This is a genomic window from Streptomyces sp. NPDC059785 (assembly GCF_042732375.1).
Lineage (GTDB): Bacteria > Actinomycetota > Actinomycetes > Streptomycetales > Streptomycetaceae > Streptomyces.
Genome location: NZ_JBHWHV010000060.1, coordinates 1 through 16,181 on the forward strand (window position 1 = coordinate 1; position 16,181 = coordinate 16,181).

The 16,181-nt window shown below is 73.4% G+C and carries 14 protein-coding genes; 1 reads left to right on the forward strand and 13 read right to left on the reverse strand.

All coding sequences use genetic code 11. From position 1 onward, the window contains the following. Positions 1-176: 176 nt before the first annotated feature. The 8 genes from ACFV6E_RS33920 to ACFV6E_RS33955 all read right to left on the reverse strand — a co-directional run bounded on the left by ACFV6E_RS33920 (position 177) and on the right by ACFV6E_RS33955 (position 8,545). A complete protein-coding gene (locus tag ACFV6E_RS33920; RefSeq protein WP_385466951.1) occupies positions 177-1,193 on the reverse strand; it encodes an NADase-type glycan-binding domain-containing protein in 1,017 nt (338 codons plus the stop codon). 596 nt (positions 1,194-1,789) lie between these two features. Continuing rightward, complete coding sequence (locus ACFV6E_RS33925) at positions 1,790-2,347, reverse strand: phage tail protein (protein ID WP_385176519.1); 558 nt, start codon at positions 2,345-2,347, stop codon at positions 1,790-1,792. Continuing rightward, a complete protein-coding gene (locus ACFV6E_RS33930; protein ID WP_385466954.1) occupies positions 2,344-4,302 on the reverse strand; it encodes a putative baseplate assembly protein in 1,959 nt (652 codons plus the stop codon). The genes ACFV6E_RS33925 and ACFV6E_RS33930 overlap by 4 nt, the downstream gene beginning before the upstream one ends. Beyond that, positions 4,302-4,754: a GPW/gp25 family protein gene (locus ACFV6E_RS33935; RefSeq protein ID WP_385176524.1), complete on the reverse strand. Its 453-nt coding sequence runs from the start codon at positions 4,752-4,754 to the stop codon at positions 4,302-4,304. Before ACFV6E_RS33935 ends, ACFV6E_RS33930 begins: the two co-directional genes overlap by 1 nt. Positions 4,755-4,875: 121 nt before the next feature. Next, positions 4,876-6,780 (reverse strand): VgrG-related protein, encoded by a 1,905-nt coding sequence (locus ACFV6E_RS33940; RefSeq protein WP_385176527.1) that lies wholly within the window; start codon positions 6,778-6,780, stop codon positions 4,876-4,878. Then, on the reverse strand, positions 6,780-7,511 hold the full coding sequence (locus ACFV6E_RS33945) for a LysM peptidoglycan-binding domain-containing protein (protein ID WP_385176530.1): 732 nt from the start codon (positions 7,509-7,511) through the stop codon (positions 6,780-6,782). Before ACFV6E_RS33945 ends, ACFV6E_RS33940 begins: the two co-directional genes overlap by 1 nt. A gap of 14 nt (positions 7,512-7,525) precedes the next feature. Beyond that, complete coding sequence (locus ACFV6E_RS33950) at positions 7,526-7,951, reverse strand: phage tail protein (RefSeq protein ID WP_385176533.1); 426 nt, start codon at positions 7,949-7,951, stop codon at positions 7,526-7,528. Between the two features lie 99 nt (positions 7,952-8,050). Next, complete coding sequence (locus ACFV6E_RS33955; protein ID WP_385466957.1) at positions 8,051-8,545, reverse strand: extensin; 495 nt, start codon at positions 8,543-8,545, stop codon at positions 8,051-8,053. A 1,636-nt stretch (positions 8,546-10,181) separates the two neighbouring features. Between ACFV6E_RS33955 and ACFV6E_RS33960 the strand changes: the two genes are divergently transcribed. Further along, positions 10,182-10,628 carry a hypothetical protein gene (locus ACFV6E_RS33960; RefSeq protein ID WP_385176538.1) on the forward strand — a complete coding sequence of 149 codons (447 nt, stop codon included), beginning with the start codon at positions 10,182-10,184 and terminating at the stop codon, positions 10,626-10,628. Positions 10,629-11,878: 1,250 nt separating this feature from the next. Here the strand turns inward: ACFV6E_RS33960 and ACFV6E_RS33965 are convergent. From ACFV6E_RS33965 to ACFV6E_RS33985, 5 genes are all read right to left on the reverse strand, one after another. Continuing rightward, the gene (locus tag ACFV6E_RS33965; RefSeq protein WP_385466960.1) at positions 11,879-12,037 is read right to left on the reverse strand and encodes a DUF6760 family protein; all 159 of its coding nucleotides are present in this window, start codon (positions 12,035-12,037) and stop codon (positions 11,879-11,881) included. Then, positions 12,034-12,528 carry a hypothetical protein gene (locus ACFV6E_RS33970; protein ID WP_385466963.1) on the reverse strand — a complete coding sequence of 165 codons (495 nt, stop codon included), beginning with the start codon at positions 12,526-12,528 and terminating at the stop codon, positions 12,034-12,036. The genes ACFV6E_RS33965 and ACFV6E_RS33970 overlap by 4 nt, the downstream gene beginning before the upstream one ends. After that, positions 12,528-12,971 (reverse strand): phage tail protein, encoded by a 444-nt coding sequence (locus tag ACFV6E_RS33975; RefSeq protein WP_385176886.1) that lies wholly within the window; start codon positions 12,969-12,971, stop codon positions 12,528-12,530. The genes ACFV6E_RS33970 and ACFV6E_RS33975 overlap by 1 nt, the downstream gene beginning before the upstream one ends. Positions 12,972-13,031: 60 nt before the next feature. Continuing rightward, positions 13,032-14,624, reverse strand: a complete 1,593-nt coding sequence (locus ACFV6E_RS33980) for a phage tail sheath subtilisin-like domain-containing protein (protein ID WP_385466966.1) — start codon at positions 14,622-14,624, stop codon at positions 13,032-13,034. A 151-nt stretch (positions 14,625-14,775) separates the two neighbouring features. After that, complete coding sequence (locus ACFV6E_RS33985; RefSeq protein WP_385176890.1) at positions 14,776-16,149, reverse strand: DUF4157 domain-containing protein; 1,374 nt, start codon at positions 16,147-16,149, stop codon at positions 14,776-14,778. Positions 16,150-16,181: the final 32 nt, after the last annotated feature.

A 16,181-nucleotide genomic window follows, 5' to 3' on the forward strand; every position in this document is an offset into this window, starting at 1 on the left:
GCCTTCGCCGCCCGTGCCCCCGTATGGAAGGGGCCGCCTGTCACGTCGCTGTGCCGCGACACCATTGCGCCGTTACATCCGCTAAGCCGTCACGTCCGCTGAGCGGTCACGCCGCCGGCCCGTCACGCGCTGGTCCGTCACGCGCTGGTCCGTCACGCCGCTGCGCCGCCACGTCCTCAGGAGTCGTTGCCGCTCGACGGTCCGAAGAACTCGATCTCGGCTATGGAGACCTGCTTGTCCGTGGCGGCGCCGTAGGCCGAGCGGATGGTGAAGCGGACCGCGGTGACGTCCCCGGCCCGGAACTTGCGGCGCTGGCCGCCGGCCGCCTGGTCGAGCGTGATGGTCCGCGTGGTCTTCTTGCCGTCCTTGGTGGTGATCTGCGCCTCGATACGGTGCGGCAGCGCCGACTGGGTCAACTGGTCCGACTTGGTCGAGACACCCGACGTGATCACCAGGTCGAGCAGCCGGGTCGGCTCCGCGAAGTGGGCCTCGATCCACTCGCCCTGCCCGGACTGCGAGACGCCGGGGCCCCACCAAGTGTTGTTGATCTTGTCGAAGGCGAACTTCGCCCCGTGGTCGGGGAACGACCGGGACGCCTTGTAGGTGTCAGGGCCGACGGGGGCCCGCTTGGCGAAGTGGTCCTTGACCGCCTGGATCGCCGTACCGGTGTTCATCACGACGAAGACCAGCAGCGCCAGCACCAGCGCACCGACGATCCAGTTCAGGATGCGTCCGAAGCCCCGGCGCAGCCGCGGCCGTTCGCCGGCCCACGGCGTCTCGCCGTTACCGCCGTTGAGCAGCCGGCGCCACCAGGGCAGCCGGTCGGGGGCCACCCGGCTGCCCGCCATGGACAGGGCGCAGCGTCCGCAGAAGTGCCGGTCGGGCCGGTTGGGCGTGCCGCACCAGGGGCACGGGATCCCGCCGAAGTCGCCCGGGTCCACCTGGGGAGCGCGGACCTGGGGCCGGTGCGCGTCGGGGACGCCCGGCAGCACGGGGGCCACCGTGGGGGCCGCGGGCCGCTGTTCGGGATCGGCGACCGGCACCAGCAGCGACCTGATCCGCTCGGAGTCGGAGCCCGGGGCGGGCGGCGTGGTCGGGATCTCCTCCGTGTCGGGGTCGCCGTCGGGCTGCGCGGCGGCCGGGGCGCCTCCGGCGGGGTGGCCCTCCGGGCCGCCGTGCGCCGCCGGGGCCACGCTCGCCGCACACTGCCGCGCGTCCGGGCCCGGGCTCGGGCTCGGGCCCGGACGACCGTGCGAACCGTCGGCACCGGGCTCGCCGTTCCCGGCCGCCGCCGCCGCAGCCCCGGCCCCGGAGGCCGCAGCAGCCCCGGCCCCGACCGTGGCTCCCGCCCCGTGCGGCGCACCCGTCCCGGCCCCACCGTCGCCACCACCCGTATCCGCCCCGGCCGCCGGAACCACCGGAGCCGCGGCCGGCACAACAGGAGCAGCCGGAGGGGCCGGAGCAGCCGGAGGGGCCGGCGCAGGCACGGGCTCAGGCGTCGGCGCAGGCGCCGCCCCCGCCGCCCCCGACGCCGTCTCGTCCCGGGCCGTCACCGACGCCGTCGCGCGAGGCCCGTCCCCGCTCCGCGCCCGCGCCTCGCCCGCCGAAGCCGCCGGGGAGGCCGTCTGCGCAGCCCCCTGCGAGGCCGTCTGCGAAGCCGCCTGCACCGACCAGTGGAGTACCGCACCGCAGGCGTCACAGAAGGACTGACCAGGCTCGGCCCGGGTGCCGCACTCGGCACATACCGCAGCACCGCCGGAGCCGGGGCCGGTGCCTGAGGTTGGGGTGGTCATGTCTCGGAGATCCTTTCGGCGACGGTCACCTTGACCGTGTAGGGCATGTGGGCGGGACGGGCCGCCGCGACCAGGCGGTCGAGCCGGTACTCGTCCGCCGGGGTCGGGGCGGGCAGCCGCAGGGTCACGTGCAGCCGGGGCCGCCGGTCGCCGGGTACCGGTCCCAGCGGCCGGGGGTCCCAGGCCGCGGCGCCGCTCTCGACGATGTCCGGCTCGGCACCGAAGGCCAGCCGGATCGCCTCGGAGAGACCGCGGCGGGTGCCGCGCACCCGGTGCAGATACGCGGCGGCGGCGACGGCCGCGCGCAGCCGCGCGTCCGGCTCCGTGCCGTCGGTCTCGGCACCGACCCACGTGGCCAGCCACCGGGTGAAGTCGTTCGGCGCGAGCGCCGGATCGAAGTAGGAGTCCAGGCAGTCCAGGGCGAGCAGGATCGGTGCGACCACCTCGTCGAGACCGGCCACGAAGCGCAGGGCCAGGTCGTCGTCGGCGAAGATCGCGGGCAGCATCATCCCGATCGGTGCCGAGGAGCCGAGCCCGTCGACCGAGCCCCTCACGAGCCGTCTCCGATGACCCGGACCCGGTGGTCGAACGAGAAGACCAGGGACGGCGCCTCCAGATCGATCCGGTCGGTCGGGTCGCCGCGCTTGCCGGTCAGCGGGTCGGCCGGGTGGAGCTGCACCGCGTCGACGAGTTCGACGCCCGGCACCCGCTGGAGCACCGCGAAGACCTCACCGGCCTGCACCGGACGGCCGAACGGCCAGCCCTTGCCGTCGGCGCCGCCGGTCAGCGGGTCGAGGTGGCGGTAGAGCGCGTCGTGCGCCTGGCGGCGTACCCGGTCGGTGTCCACCCCGCGGAAGGCGTGCACGGTGGCGACCACGGTGACGCCCTGGTAGAACGGCGGGCCGACCGCCAGCCGGGTGCCGATGAGCCGCCGCTCGTCCAGATGCCGGGTGATGCGCTGCAACAGGGCGTCCCCGGGCACCAGTTGCTCGAAGCGAAGCCGCCCGCCCGGGTCCGGCACGGCCTGCGGGACGACCAGCACCCGTACCGCGTAGGCGCCGTGCTCGCCCTCTTCGCCCTCCAGGCAGGTGATGCGGGCGGTCTCGGGCGCGGCCCGCCGGGCCAGCTCCTCGTAGTCGCGCAGGGTCACGGCCCGCTCCTGGGCGCGCAGGGTGATGGGGGCCCGGGTCTTGGCCTCCTCGACCGTCTCGCCGTCGACGCCGCCGCGGGCCGCCTCCCGGTTGACGACCTCGGCGACGTACGGGACGGAGCTGCGCAGCACCTGGACGGCGCCGCGGGCGACGTTGCCGGCCCGGCCGCCGCCGGTGCGGTAGCGGCGGGCCCGGATGACGGCGCCCTTGGGGGCCACCGCCCCGTACTGGCGCAGGGTGCCGTCGGGTTCGCGGACGGCCGGTCCGAAGGCGATCTCGCCGGTGGTCGCGTCCAGGGTGAGGTGGCGGTCCTCGGGTCCGGAGGCGGCGAAGTGCGGGACGACCTGCCAGTCGGTCCAGCCGTCGCGCTCGGCCGTCTGGAGGAGCACCGGCGGGTTGTCGCCGACGACCGGGTAGTGCGCCAGGCGCAGCCGCTGCCCGGGCAGTCCGCTGGACTCGCCGAGCGCCTCGTCGTAGACGGTCTCGGCGTGCACGGCGGAGGTGGTGCCGCCCAGGGTGAACGCCTCCGCGCGCCGCACGGTCGGGGAGGTGGTGTAGAAGGGCTGGTTCGGCAGCGGTTCGGTGACCCGGCAGCGCAGCCAGCCGGCCTCCTGGCCGCCGTTGCGGGACAGGGTGTGACCGCCGGGCACGTGCAGGACGACCTCGCCGGGCCGGTTCAGACCGCCGGTGCCGTCCTGGTCGACCTCGCAGGCCGCCCAGCCGTCCTCGGTCCACGCCTCCCACACCAGCGGCGGCTGGCGCGGGTCGACACCGACACCGTCGACCCGGCTGTCCAGGCCGACCGCGACCGCGCAGTGCGGCACGGCCGCGGTGAGCCCGATCAGCATGCAGTCGCCGGGGTTCGGTGCCTCGGCGAAGCACAGCACGTCCTTCTCCTCGGCGAGGTCGGCGGTCCGGTCGGTGACCGGCTTGCCGGCGTACTGCACGACGAGGTACCGCAACGCGCTGGGCACGACCGTCAGTTCGCGCTCGGTCGCGAAGACGACGGCCTCCTCGCTCTCGGTGCGCACGGTGGCCGCCTCGGTGCCGACGGGCAGCACGACCGGCTCCTCCTGCGGCGCGGACAGCCAGAACGTGACGTCCGTGCGGGCGGCCGACGGCGGGAAGAGCGTGATGCCGACGAGGTCGAGGAACGCCAGGTGGTTCTTCTCCGGCACCCGGTTGAGCCGGTAGACGATCTGGTCCGCCATGTGGGCGACGGTTTCCACGAGGGTGACGCCGGGGTCGGAGACGTTGTGGTCGGTCCATTCCGGGGCGCGCTGCTGGATGTAGCGCTTGGCGTCGTCGACGAACTGCTGGAAGCGGCGGTCGTCGAGGTTCGGGGAGGGGAGTGCCATCAGCGGTCGCTTTCGGTGGCCGGTCCGTCGGCCGGACGGCCGGACCCGGTCTCTGGTTCGTCGTGGGAGGGGATGACGTAGAAGGGGAAGACGAGGCTGCGCGGGTTGTTGGTGCCGCGGATCGAGTAGCGCACGTCGATGTAGAGCACGCCCTGGTCGGGGCCGGCCGTCACCTCGACGTCGTTGACCTCGATGCGCGGCTCCCAGCGGTCCAGGCTGGAGTACACCTCGTGCTGGATGCGGCCCGCGGTCGCCTCGTTGACCGGCGCGAACACCAGGTCGTGGATGGCGCAGCCGAACTCGGGGCGCATCGGCCGCTCGCCCGGCGCGGTGGCGAGGACGAGCTGGATGGCCTCCTCGATCTCCCGCTCCCCGCTGACCAGGGCGATGCCCCCGGTGGGCCCGATGCGCAGGGGGAACGCCCAGCCGGACCCGACGAACTGCTCGGCCATCAGTGGGCCACCTGCCTTCTCTCTCTCCGGAGGGCTCTCCGGGCGTCTTCGCGGACGTCCCTCCGGACGCTCCCGGTGATCCGCACGTCCCCGGTGGTCCGCTCGGCGGCTGTGCGGGCCGTCACGGGATCGGATACGGCTTGTTGTTGACCAGCACGATGCCCTGGAGCATGAGCGTGGCGGCGCGGATGCCGACGTTGGCGATGGAGTTGACCTGGATGGTGCCGCCCGCGCTGAGCGTCGCGGCGCCCAGCGCCTTCAGGCTCAGCGCGCCCATCGCGTCCACGGTGACCGCACCGGCCATGGACTTGAGGTTGACCAGGCCCCGGCCCTCGATGTTGAGCATGCCGCCGCTCTTGATGGTCAGATTGCGGCGGGCGCTCAGGTCCAGGTCCGTGCCCGCCTCCACCGACACCGACCGGCTGCCCTTGATCGTCACGGACCCCTTGCTGTCCACGGTGATCTCGGTCTTGGTGCGGTCGAGGTTGATGGTCAGCTTGTCGTTGCCGGACGCGATCCGCACGCCCTGCTTGCGGCCGCCGGTCTGCTGGCTGAGCAGGTCCACCCGGTTGCCCTGCCGGTCGGACAGGGTGTGCCGGATCGCCTGCTTCTTCAGCCCGTCGTGCAGCGGCACGTCCTTGACGACCGTCGGCTTGTCCCGCCCGTTGTAGAGACCGCCGACGACGAACGGATGGTCCAGGGCACCCCGGTCGAACGCCACCAGCACCTCGTCACCGACGTCGTACGGGAACACCCCGCCGCCGCCCTTGCCGCCGAGCTGCACCGTCCGCGTCCAGTCACTGACGTACACGTCGTCCAGCCACGGGAACTGGAGCTTCACCCGGCCCTGCTTCAGCGGGTCCTGCACGTCCGTGACCAGCGCGTTCGCCACGCTCGGCAGCCGCGGCGCGGTGGTCGAACCGCCGCCGGAGGTGAGGCCGAACAGCGAGCGCCACTGCCGGCCGCTCACCGTGATCCAGGTCTGGTAGTGCTCGTCGTCGCCGAACTCGTGCCGCACGGACGTGACCGTGTACTTGCCCTCGAAGGGCTTGCCCACGTCGGTCAGCGTGACCGGCACCCCCGGGCGCAGCTTGGGATTGCCGCGCACCGTGACCTCCAGCTCCGCGAAGGCGGACGTCACGTCGTCGGCGAGGGAGTCGGCGGCGAACTTCACCTCGGACTGCCGGTCGTAGGGCGTGTCGGTCTCCACCAGGGTGGCGGCCTTGAACTTCGCCGCCGTCTTCTTCGGCGTCGTGCCGATCGCGATGCCCGCGTTGGCCGTCGCGGGCGCCGTCGCGGTCAGCTTCTTCTTGGTGGTGACGTCCCAGCCGCGCGCCTCGGTCTTGGCGACCTGGTCGGCGGAGGTCACCGCGGCCCGGCAGCGCAGCACGTCCTCACCGGCCTGGAGGACGAAGGGGCTCTTCTCGCCCGGCGTGCTGGTGGGCGGCGCCCCGGACGCCGGGTCGGGCGTGACGAACTGGAACTTTCCCTTCGCGTCCAGCGACATCACCATCTCGTTCTCGTCGGCGAGCCGCGCGAGGAAGTCCCAGTCGGTGATGTTGGCCTGGCTGATGAACTCGTACACCGTCTTGGTGGAGTCCACCTTGCCGACCGGGATGCCGTTCTGGCCGGCGAGCTTGCGCACGATGTCGGAGGCCGTCTGGTTGCGGTACGCGGCCACCCGGCGCTGGCGCATCAGCCGGTGGCCGAGGTCGTAGCCACGGATCACGGTGAAGGTGCCGGTGCCGTCGTAATCGGTCTCCATGCCGGTGATCTCGCCGGTCAGCAGCGGCGAGGCGGCGCCCTGGCCGTCGGCGACGGGCGCGATGACCACCGGCATGCCGCACTCGGCGTTCAGCTTGCCGAGGACCAGCCGGCGCGGGTCGCGGAAGGTGAGCCGGAACGCGGCGGGCACGCCCGCGCCCTGGTCCACCCAGCCGCCCACCAGCTCCGAGGCGATCTTCTCCGGCAGCGGCGCCCCGCCCAGCTTGACGTGGATGACACTGGAGAAAGCTGCCTGCACCATCAGGCACCCACCTCCTCGGCGGCCGGCAGCACCAGTTCGGTGCCGTTGGTCAGCCGGGACGGGTTGTCGATGCCGTTGGCCTCCGCGATCGCCCGCCACGCGGACGCGTCCCCGTACTCCCGCCAGGCCAGCGACTGGAGCGAGTCGCCCGCCACCACGCGGTGCACGCGCTGCGCGGTGAGCGCGCCCGACGTCGGGTTCTGCCCCGCGGTCTTGCTCGGGATCTCGTGCAGGTGCACCTGGCAGGTGGCCCGGATCGGCACACCGGTCGTCCCGAACAGGCTGTAACTCGCCTCCACCGAGCTGACGTACGCGGTGAAGCGCGCGGTCGAGAACGACCCCCACTGGAACACCACCCACGGCGTGGACGGCTGCTTCGCCGCGATGCTCTTGGTCGTCACCTCGCAGCAGGAGAACAGCGCCTCGACCTTCTTCAGCACGGTGTTCCCGGTCGGCTCGTCGGAGGAGTCGAGAAAGATTTCGACGGTCAGCTCACGCGGCTCGGGCCCCATGAACTCCGGCAGGGAGCCGTCCCGTACGGCCGCCGTCGGGGTCGTCTTCCACCGGGCCCGGCGGCTCAGCGAGAGCGTCGAGGGGTTGAAGTCGAAGTTGAAGGTCTTGATCAGCCCGCCCGGTGTGGTGCTGTACCCGATGGGCGGCTCGTGGATGGCGAGCGTGGCGCGCACCAGACTCTTGCCCGCGCCGCCGCCCTTGCCCGACTTGCCTGCCATGCTGTCTCGCCGCCCTAGTCCGTGAAGCCGTGATGGGTGATTTCCAGGACCTCGGTCGCCACACCGGGGCTCTCCGGATTCAGGGAGGGGCCCTGCCAGCTCACCGGCAGTACGTCGATCAGCCCCCAGCGGGCCACCTCGGAACCGTCCGCGCGCAACGCCGCGATCTGCGCGGTCGGCCGCTTCACCCCCGTGGTCACGGAGGAGATCCAGGCGGCGACCTTCGCGGTGTCCGGGGTGAGCGGACGGGTCAGCCGGATGTTGGAGAAGGTCACGCGGGACGGCAGCTGCCACACGAACCCGTTGTTGCCGCCCTCCTGGCGCTGCTCGATCTCCACCTGGGACGACAGTCCCTCACACCCGTTGAAGTACCCGAGGCTCTCGCCGTCGATGGTCAGGGTGAAGAAGATGGTGGAGCCCGGATCGAGATCGGTGGGCATCGGAGGTGGGCCTTTCTGGGGTGGTCTCGGGTGGTACCGGGTGGTACCGGGTGGTGCCGGGTGGTGCCGGGTGTACGACGGCGGAGGGCCGACGTCCGGTCAGCGGCGCGGATCGCGCAGCTTGCCGATCCGCTCGCGTTCCAGACGGAGTTCCGTCCGCAGCAGCCTGGTGATCGGGCCGGCCAGCTTGTGCGTCAGCTCATCGACCTGACCGTCGGTCAGGGCACGGGGATCGAAGGGGACGCGGGTGTACGCGGGAGGCGGCTCCTCGGAATCGCAGTCGACGAACAGCGGCCCGCCCGGCGGGGACGGCGGCGCGCTCGCCGTGTAGGCGGGCGGGGCGGTGTCCTGGTCGAGAACCCGCTGTACCTGCGGCGCCGTGCCCCGGGCGACGGACGGCGGGACGACAGCGGGCGCGGGCGACGCTGGAGCCGCCACGGAGGTCCGCTGCACCGGCAGGGGCATCGGCGCGGCGGCGGGCACCGCGCCCAGCGGCACGGGTCCGGACAGCGCCGGGCCGAGCCCACCGGGCCCGGTCCGGACGGGACCGCCGCTGCCGGGGACCGGTGCGGGCGCCGTTGCCGACCGCTGCACGGTCGGCAGGGACGGCAGAGACGGCAGCGGCGACGCGGCGGCACGCTGGACGGGGGGTACGGCGTCCGGAGCCGTGCCAGGAGGCGTGCCCGGTGTCTGTCCGGGTGCGTGGCCGGTCACGGGGAGGGCCGTCGACGGCAAGGGCGTGGGCGCCGAGGGAGCCACGGACACCGACGGAGCCCCGGACGCCGAAGGAGCGCCTGGCGTCGCCGCGCGCTGCACGACGGGTGTGTCACCGGTGCCCGTGCGCGTGCTCGTGCCCGGCGTCACGGGCGGGCCACAGACGTTCGCGCTCGGTGTCGTGGGTCCGGCTCCCGGACCTCCGGAAGCCGGAACCGGCGCGACACCCTCGACGCCTGCCGGACGCGCGGCGGAACGCTGTACGACGGGCGCGCCCAGACCGAGGCGCGCCGGGCGCACCGGAGCGGGCCCCGGAGCGGACGCGGCACGCTGCGGACGCGCCGAGGCCGGGGCTGCCGGTCCCGCCGAACCGCCGGGCCGGTGCACGGCCGGGCCCGACGGCGGCGTGGCGGCGCCGCCCGGGCGCGGTGCCGTGCCGGACGCCGCCGGCCGACCGGCGGCGAGCCGCTGCACGGGCGGCGCGTTCGTCGGGGACGGGACGGCCGAGGGCCTGCCCGGACCGGTCAAGTCGGCACCGGGCAGGGGCTGTTGACTCGACGGCGCGGTGACGCCGCCGGGCGAGGGTGCGGGTCCGGCGGGGCCGGTGAACGGGACCGGCGTGGGCGCGGTACCGCCGACGGCGGGGACACCGGCGGACGGCGCCGCCGCACGCGGTCCCGCCGACGGCACGGCACCGGTTCCGCTTCCGGGCATGCCGGTCACGGGCGTGCCGGTCGCGGTGGCGAGGCGCTGTACGGGGGTTCCGGCGGGGCCGACAGGGCTGCCGGTCGCGGTGGCGCGGGGCGCCGTGGCACCCGTACCGGTGCCGCCGCGTACGCCGGGCGCGACCGCGGAGACCCGCCGGACAACCGGAACGGCAGGGGTTGCGGGGGCGGCGGGCGTGACGGGCGAGTTCGGCACGCCGGTCGACGGCCGCGGGGCGGTGGTGGCCGTGGCGCCGGGCACAGCGGCCGGAGCGGCGGCGGCGAGCCGCTGGACCGGCAGCGGACCGGGCCGGGAACCGACCGCTCCCGCTCCCGGAGCCGTGCTCCGCTGGACGACCGGGGCGCCACCGGGCAGGCCCGACAGCGGAACGGCCGGTGCGGAGGCGGCCGTTACGGGCGCGGGCACAGGCATGGGCGTCGGTATGGGCGCGGCTGTGGCTGCGGGGGCGTTCGCGGGTGCGCGGAGCGCCTGCGGCAACGGAGCGTTGCCGACGCCGGGCACTGCCGGACCGCCTGCGGGCGCTACCGGACCGGCGGCGGTCGTGGAGCGCTGGAGGGCGGCGGGTACGGGAGAGTGGGCGGCGGGTACGGGAGAGCGGGGGACGGGTACGGGAGAGCGGGGGACGGGCGTGCCGCCACCCGCACCGCCACCACCGGCGCCCCGCCGGCCCGTACCGCCGGAACCCGGGTGTCCCGCGCCCGCGTTGGGCGTACCCGCGCCGCTGGAGGCGCCGTCTTTGGAGCCCCGGCCGCCGGATGCCTGGGGCCGACGCAGTGGTACGGCCGTGGTGGTGCGGCGCTGCACGACCCCGGACGGGGGCGTGGCGGGCAGCGCGGAGGTCAGCGCGCGGGCGGGCGTGAGCGCACGGACGGCGGGCCGGACGGGCCTGGGCGCGACGGGCGCCCTGTCGGCGCCCGACTGCGCGGCCTGCGGCTGTCCGACCTTGGTCGGGTTGGCAGGTGCGGTCCGGGAGGCCCGGGGCTCGCTCGCGACCGGGGTCACGGCGGCCGTCGTGGAGGCGGCGGGAGTGGTCGGCTGCCGACCGGTCACCGCACGCTGCACGACCGGCTGCGCCGAGGACTCCGTACGGTCGGTACGAGTCACCGGTGCGCCTGCGGACGACGAACCGGAAGCCGGACGGTCGACCGCCGGACCGCCGGTGGACGAGCCGGTGCCGACGCTGCTGTCGCCGCCCGCGTTCGCCGGTCCGCCGCTCGGAGAGGCGGAGGCACGCTGAACGGCCGCACCGGCGGCAGGAGTTGACGGACGCGCGGACGGGGCGCTCGACGGCGTACCGGTGGCGGACGCGCTCGTCGGTCCCGACGCGGCGCGAGCCGCACGCTGGACCGGCTGCGAACCGGAGCCCCCTGCCGGCGAGTTGCGATCCGCGTCCGTGCCCGTGCTGGTGAGTGGTGCGGCCGACGGAGCCGGTGCGGACAGGGGAGCGCCCAGCATCGACCGCCGACGGGCAGGCTGTGACGTCTCTCCGCCGGACGAGGACGACGTGGAGCGCGGCGACGGATCGGCGGACGGCGTAGGCGCGCCAAGACCCGGCCGCTCGCCGAGCCCCGGCCGTTCGCCCAGCGTGCTCCGCTGCACCGTGGCACCGGACCCGGACCCGGCCGCGGGACCGAAGGAACCGGACGTGCTCGCGCCGGACGAGGGCGCCGCAGCCGACACGGCCGACACGGCCGACGAAGTCGCTGTCGGTGAAACCGGCGATGAAACCGGCGATGCGGCCGAGGCCGAAGCGGTCGACGCCGGTGACGGAGCCACCGTGGGCAGGGCCCGCCGCTGTACCGCCGGTGCCGAAGGCGCCCGGGTCAGCGCGGGCGGACGCGCGGCCGTCGTCGGCCGTGCGGGCGTCACCCGGGTGCCCGTCGGGCGGGCGGCGGCGACCGGCAGGGCCGAACGCTGCACGGAGGGCGCGCCGGTACCGTCCGCGCCCGGCTCCTCGGCCGGGGCCACCGGCAGGGAGAGGGCGGGGAGTTCGAGCCCGGAGGAGGGCTCGGCAGGGGTGGCGAGCACGCCTTTGACCAGCCCGCCCGGCGCGCCGTCGAGCACGGCGTGCGAGAGCGTGCCGGTGAACGACGGGTTCTGCCAGGTCGACAGCCGGTTCGCGAACCCGGAGTCCGCGACGGCGCCGCGCCCGGCCGTGGCCCGCTGGATCGGCGGCAGCGCGGGCCAGGCGACCGGCCGCACCGGCCCCGTACCGCCGCCCACCCCGACACCGGCCGAACCCGAAGCCGACCCGGAAGCCGACCCCGAACCCGAAGCCGACCCGGAAGCCGACCCGGAAGCCGACCCCGAACCCGAAGCCGACCCTGAACCCGACACAGCCCCGGTAGCCGAACCCGACCCCGTAGCCGAACCCGGCACAGCCGCCGACCCCGACCCCGAACCCGACCCCGACCCCGAAATCCCGGACGCCCGCCGTTCCCGGCCGCCGCCCCCGCCTCTCATCCGATCAAGAAGACCCACGTGCGCTCACCCCTCGCCCGCACCGCGGTTGACGAGCGCCGCGATCTGCTCGGTGAAGCGGCGCCGGTCGCGGTGTTCGAGATCCAGGATGTCCTCCAGGCTCCAGTGGAAGTGGTAGGCGATGTACGCGATCTCCTCGTGGATACGGTCGGTCGCGTACGTCACGATTCCCCCAGGCGGCTCCCGCCGAGTTCGACCTCGAACGGCTCCTCGCAGTGCGGACAGGTGACGGCGGCGCGCGTGTGACCCTCGGCGTTGACCTGCCGGTAGAAGTCCTGGAGGAAGGCGAGGTCGGAGGCGAACATGTTCTCCACCACGCCGTCGTGCACCAGGGGCAGCGTGCCGAGCCGGGTGATCACCCGGCCGAGGAGCACGACGGAGAGGTACGCCGGGTTCTCCTGCACCCGCATGTCCCGCAGCGGGATCAGTTCGTCGCGGGCGGTGGCGAGCCGCATGGACCCGTGCCGGTGCACGGTGCCCGACTCGTCCACGTAACCGCGGGGAAGCTCGAACTCGAACTCGGTGCGCAGCGGTTCGGGGCCCGGCCCCGGAGCCGGAGCAGCGGCCTGCTGCTCCGGCTCCGGGCGGGTCTCCGTCTGCGGCACCGGATCGGCGACGGCCTGGGCCGCCGCCGTCCTGGGAGCCGTACGGCGCATTACTCGATGACCAGTTCTTCGAAGGTGATCGTCACGGTCTCGGTCAGCGCGGAGGCCTCGCCGGCCTTCACGGTGCTGGTGTCGATCTTGCTGCACCAGGCGTTGCGCATGTTGTAACGCTTGACCGGGTTGTTCTGGTAGTCCATCACCATGATCGTGGCGTTCTTGCGGGCCGTGCCCATCTGACCGGCGACGGACTCGGTGATCCACTGGTTGAACGCGGCCGACTGCGTCATACCGCGGACCACCGTGCAGGTGCCGGCCTTCTTCACACCCGGCAGCTTCTTGGTGACGGGCTTGCCCTGCGAGGAGACCTGCTGGTACTCGATGACGTCCTGCTCGATGCTGAGGCCGCTGACCTCGGCGAGGTACTCGACCATGACGCCGTCGATCTGGAGACCGAAATTATGTGAGGTGAGGGCGTCACCCGGCTGGAGACTCATGTTCTGTCTGTCCTTCTAGGTTCGTGCGTGCGGAAGCTGGGCGGGCGGGCGCGGAAGGGACTACTCCTCCAGCTCGCCGTTGCCGCTGGAGAACTGGGCAAGGCGGAAGATGACGAACTCGGCGGGCTTGACCGGCGCGATGCCGATCTCGCAGATGACCCGCCCGAGGTCCACCGACTCCTGCGGGTTGGTCTCCTCGTCACACTTGACGTAGTACGCCTCTTCGGGCCGGGAGCCGAAGAGCGCGCCGTTGCGCCACTCGTTGACCAGGAAGGCGGACACGTTGCGCCGGATCCGGGCCCACAGCTGGTGGTCGTTCGGCTCGAACACCACCCACTGGGTGCCGATCAGGATCGACTCCTCCAGGTAGTTGAAGTACCGGCGGATGTTCAGGTAGCGCCACGCCGGGTCGGACGACATGGTGCGGGCGCCCCAGACGCGGATGCCGCGGCCCGGGAACGCGCGGATGCAGTTGACGCCGATCGGGTTGAGCAGGTCCTGCTCACCGCGGGTGATCTGGATCTCCAGGTCCACCGCGCCGCGCACGACCTCGTTGGCGGGCGCCTTGTGCACACCGCGCTCGGAGTCGTTGCGGGCCCAGATGCCGGCCACGTGACCGCTCGGCGGGATCGTCCGCGTCTGCCCGGTGGCCGGGTCGAACGCCTTGATCCAGGGGTAGTACAGGGCCGCGTACTTGGAGTCGTAGCCGGCCGTCTCCTGGCGCCACACGCGGATCTGGCGGGCGTTCATGTTCGGCGGCGGGTCGATGACCGCGACGCGGTCGCCCATCAGCTCGCAGTGCGCGATCAGGCCGAGCTGCACGGCCTTGACGGCCTCCAGGTCGATCGCGCCGCGCTGGTAGGCGGCCATCAGGTCGGGGACGGCGACCATCGAGATCTCGTCCACGGCCTCCAGACCGCCGAAGCCGGTGCGGTCGGAGGAGTCGCCGAGGTACTGGGCGGGGCCGGGGTGGGCGTCCTCGGTGCCGGCCGGGACGGCCGGGGCGGCGGACGCGGGGGCGACGAGCGCCACGGTCTGGTTCTCCGGGCGCGCGAGCTGCGCGGCGGGCGCGGCCTCCGTCACGGTGATGAGCTTGGAGCGCTCCTTCACCTGCGTGACGACGTAGTTGCGGCCGCCCTTCTTGGCGGTGACGTCGAACGTCTCGACGGGCTTGTCGCCCTCCTTGACGATCAGCTTGAAGCGCTCGGCGGCGCCCTCGCCCTCGGGGTCGGCGACCTCGACGCTCAGCGGGCCGCCGTTCTGGCCCGTGGCGACGGCGTTCACCGTGAAGGTGCCGAGCTGCTTCGGCTCGCCCGCGGTCAGCTCGGCCGGGGCGGCGGAGCCGGTCACCGCGGCCGGGGCGGCGGCGTCACCGGAGGCACCGCCGGGCGCACCTCCGACGCGTACGACATAGGCGGCCGAACCGCCGTTGTTGAAGAAGCCGTAGACCGAGTGGGCCAGGTAGTAACCGTCCGTGAACTCGCCGAAGGCGGCCACGTACTGGGTCCAGTTGGTCACGAGCGTCGGCTCGTTCAGGGGGCCGGTCGGGGCGAGCCCGACAAAGGCCGCCACCGAGGTGCCCACACCTTCGATCGGACGTGAGCCGCTGGCCACCTCCTCGACGTAAACGCCGGGCGACAGGTAGGACGGCATGCTTGGCGCTCCTCGGGGTACAGGACAAGACGCCTCTCACCCTCACGCGCGAAGCGCGCTCCCCGAAACGTCCTCCGGTACCTGATCGGGGGCATCTCCGTTGCCCTTGAGGGCAACGCGGGCACGGCCGGGCGCGCCGGGACGGCGAGGGTCAGGCGGGCGTCTTGAAGGTGATGAGCCGCCAGGCCACCGTCCCGTTGGCGAGCGCCGCGTTGAGCGCCTTCACCGCGTCGCCCTTGGCGGGATACAGCGGCCCCTTGGCCTCGAGCGTGCTGATCTCCGTCTGTTTGGCGGTGACGCGCTTCTCCGCCTGCTTCTTGAATCTGGCCTTCTTGGGGTCGGCCACGTCCTGCTGCGCCTGGGCCAGCTCGGTGCGCAGTTTCTCGAGCTTCGCGTCGCGGGCGTCGTTCTTCGAGGTGTTGCTGAGCACGGCCTGGGAGTAGGTGGCGGTCATGCCGGTGGCGGTGGAGAGGATGCCGCTCTCGGCCTTCGTGCCGGCACCGGCGTTCTTGAGGAAGGTGTCGAGATCGGGCAGCGGGCCGTTCGCCGCGTCGGTCCGGTAGAACTCGACCAGGTGGGTGCCGGACTCGGGATTGTTGGTGATGTAGCCCTCGGAGTACTCACGCGTCGGCGAGAACCCCTGGTACGAGGCGCCCTGCGGCAGCTCTCCCTTGGACAGGTCGGAGAACTCCTTCTGCTTCATGCCCCGGAACAGGGAGCTGTTGTCACCGCCCGGGTTGGGACCGGTCACGGTGTACTTCTTGAAGCCGCCGCCCATGTCGCGCACGGTCGCGTTCGGCATCAACGACAGCTCCACCGGCGGGCTGCTGGTGGCCGTCTGCATCCGCTGCACCACGGGCGCCGCCCCGTGCGCGTGCTGTCCGTCGGCCGTGTCCGCCGGCGCCCGCTGGACGGCCGGCGCGGGCCCGGACATCACCCGCTGGGCGGTCGCCTCCGCCTCCCGTTCGAAACGGTCCGACGGGTCGCTGATCCGCACTCCGTTGCCGTGGTCGGTGCCCGCGACCGGGCCCTTGCGCTGCTGGATCACGTGCGTGAGTTCGTGCGCCAGGGTGTGCTGGTCGCCGCCGCCCGCGCCGATGACGACGTGGTTGCCCGAGGTGTACGCCCGGGCGCCCACCTCGGCGGCGGAACGCTGGGCGACGGTGTCGGTGTGCAGCCGTACGTCACTGAAGTCGGCGCCGAGGCGGGCCTCCATGTCCTGCCGTACCGGCGCGGCGAGCGGCGACCCCGAGGACCGTACGACCTGGTCGACGCTGGAACGCTGGACGGACTGCTGGTGCCCGCACCCCGCGTCGTGGACGTGCTGCTCCTGCGCGGCCAGACCGGCCACCGCGGCGTTCCCCGCGGCCCGTTGCAGCGCCAGGATCGCCTGCGGCGAGCGGCTGGCGACGGCGTGGTTCAGTGGGGTGGCTGAGTCGCCGGACCGACCGTTCCCGGTACGGGACGGGCGGGGTCCGGCGGCGGATGCCCTGTTCGCGTCCGACGACTTGTCCTGGCTGCGCATACGAATCCCTGAGACGGCGTGGATGCGGTAAA

What these genes read in the sequence shown, in the direction of transcription:
- ACFV6E_RS33930 (WP_385466954.1), bottom strand. Translation starts at nt 4,302, where the DNA reads ATGGCACTCCCCTCCCCGAACCTCGACGACCGCCGCTTCCAGCAGTTC.
- ACFV6E_RS33935 (WP_385176524.1), bottom strand. Translation starts at nt 4,754, where the DNA reads ATGGCCGAGCAGTTCGTCGGGTCCGGCTGGGCGTTCCCCCTGCGCATC.
- ACFV6E_RS33940 (WP_385176527.1), bottom strand. Translation starts at nt 6,780, where the DNA reads ATGGTGCAGGCAGCTTTCTCCAGTGTCATCCACGTCAAGCTGGGCGGG.
- ACFV6E_RS33945 (WP_385176530.1), bottom strand. Translation starts at nt 7,511, where the DNA reads ATGGCAGGCAAGTCGGGCAAGGGCGGCGGCGCGGGCAAGAGTCTGGTG.
- ACFV6E_RS33950 (WP_385176533.1), bottom strand. Translation starts at nt 7,951, where the DNA reads ATGCCCACCGATCTCGATCCGGGCTCCACCATCTTCTTCACCCTGACC.
- ACFV6E_RS33970 (WP_385466963.1), bottom strand. Translation starts at nt 12,528, where the DNA reads ATGCGCCGTACGGCTCCCAGGACGGCGGCGGCCCAGGCCGTCGCCGAT.
- ACFV6E_RS33975 (WP_385176886.1), bottom strand. Translation starts at nt 12,971, where the DNA reads ATGAGTCTCCAGCCGGGTGACGCCCTCACCTCACATAATTTCGGTCTC.
- ACFV6E_RS33980 (WP_385466966.1), bottom strand. Translation starts at nt 14,624, where the DNA reads ATGCCGTCCTACCTGTCGCCCGGCGTTTACGTCGAGGAGGTGGCCAGC.
- ACFV6E_RS33985 (WP_385176890.1), bottom strand. Translation starts at nt 16,149, where the DNA reads ATGCGCAGCCAGGACAAGTCGTCGGACGCGAACAGGGCATCCGCCGCC.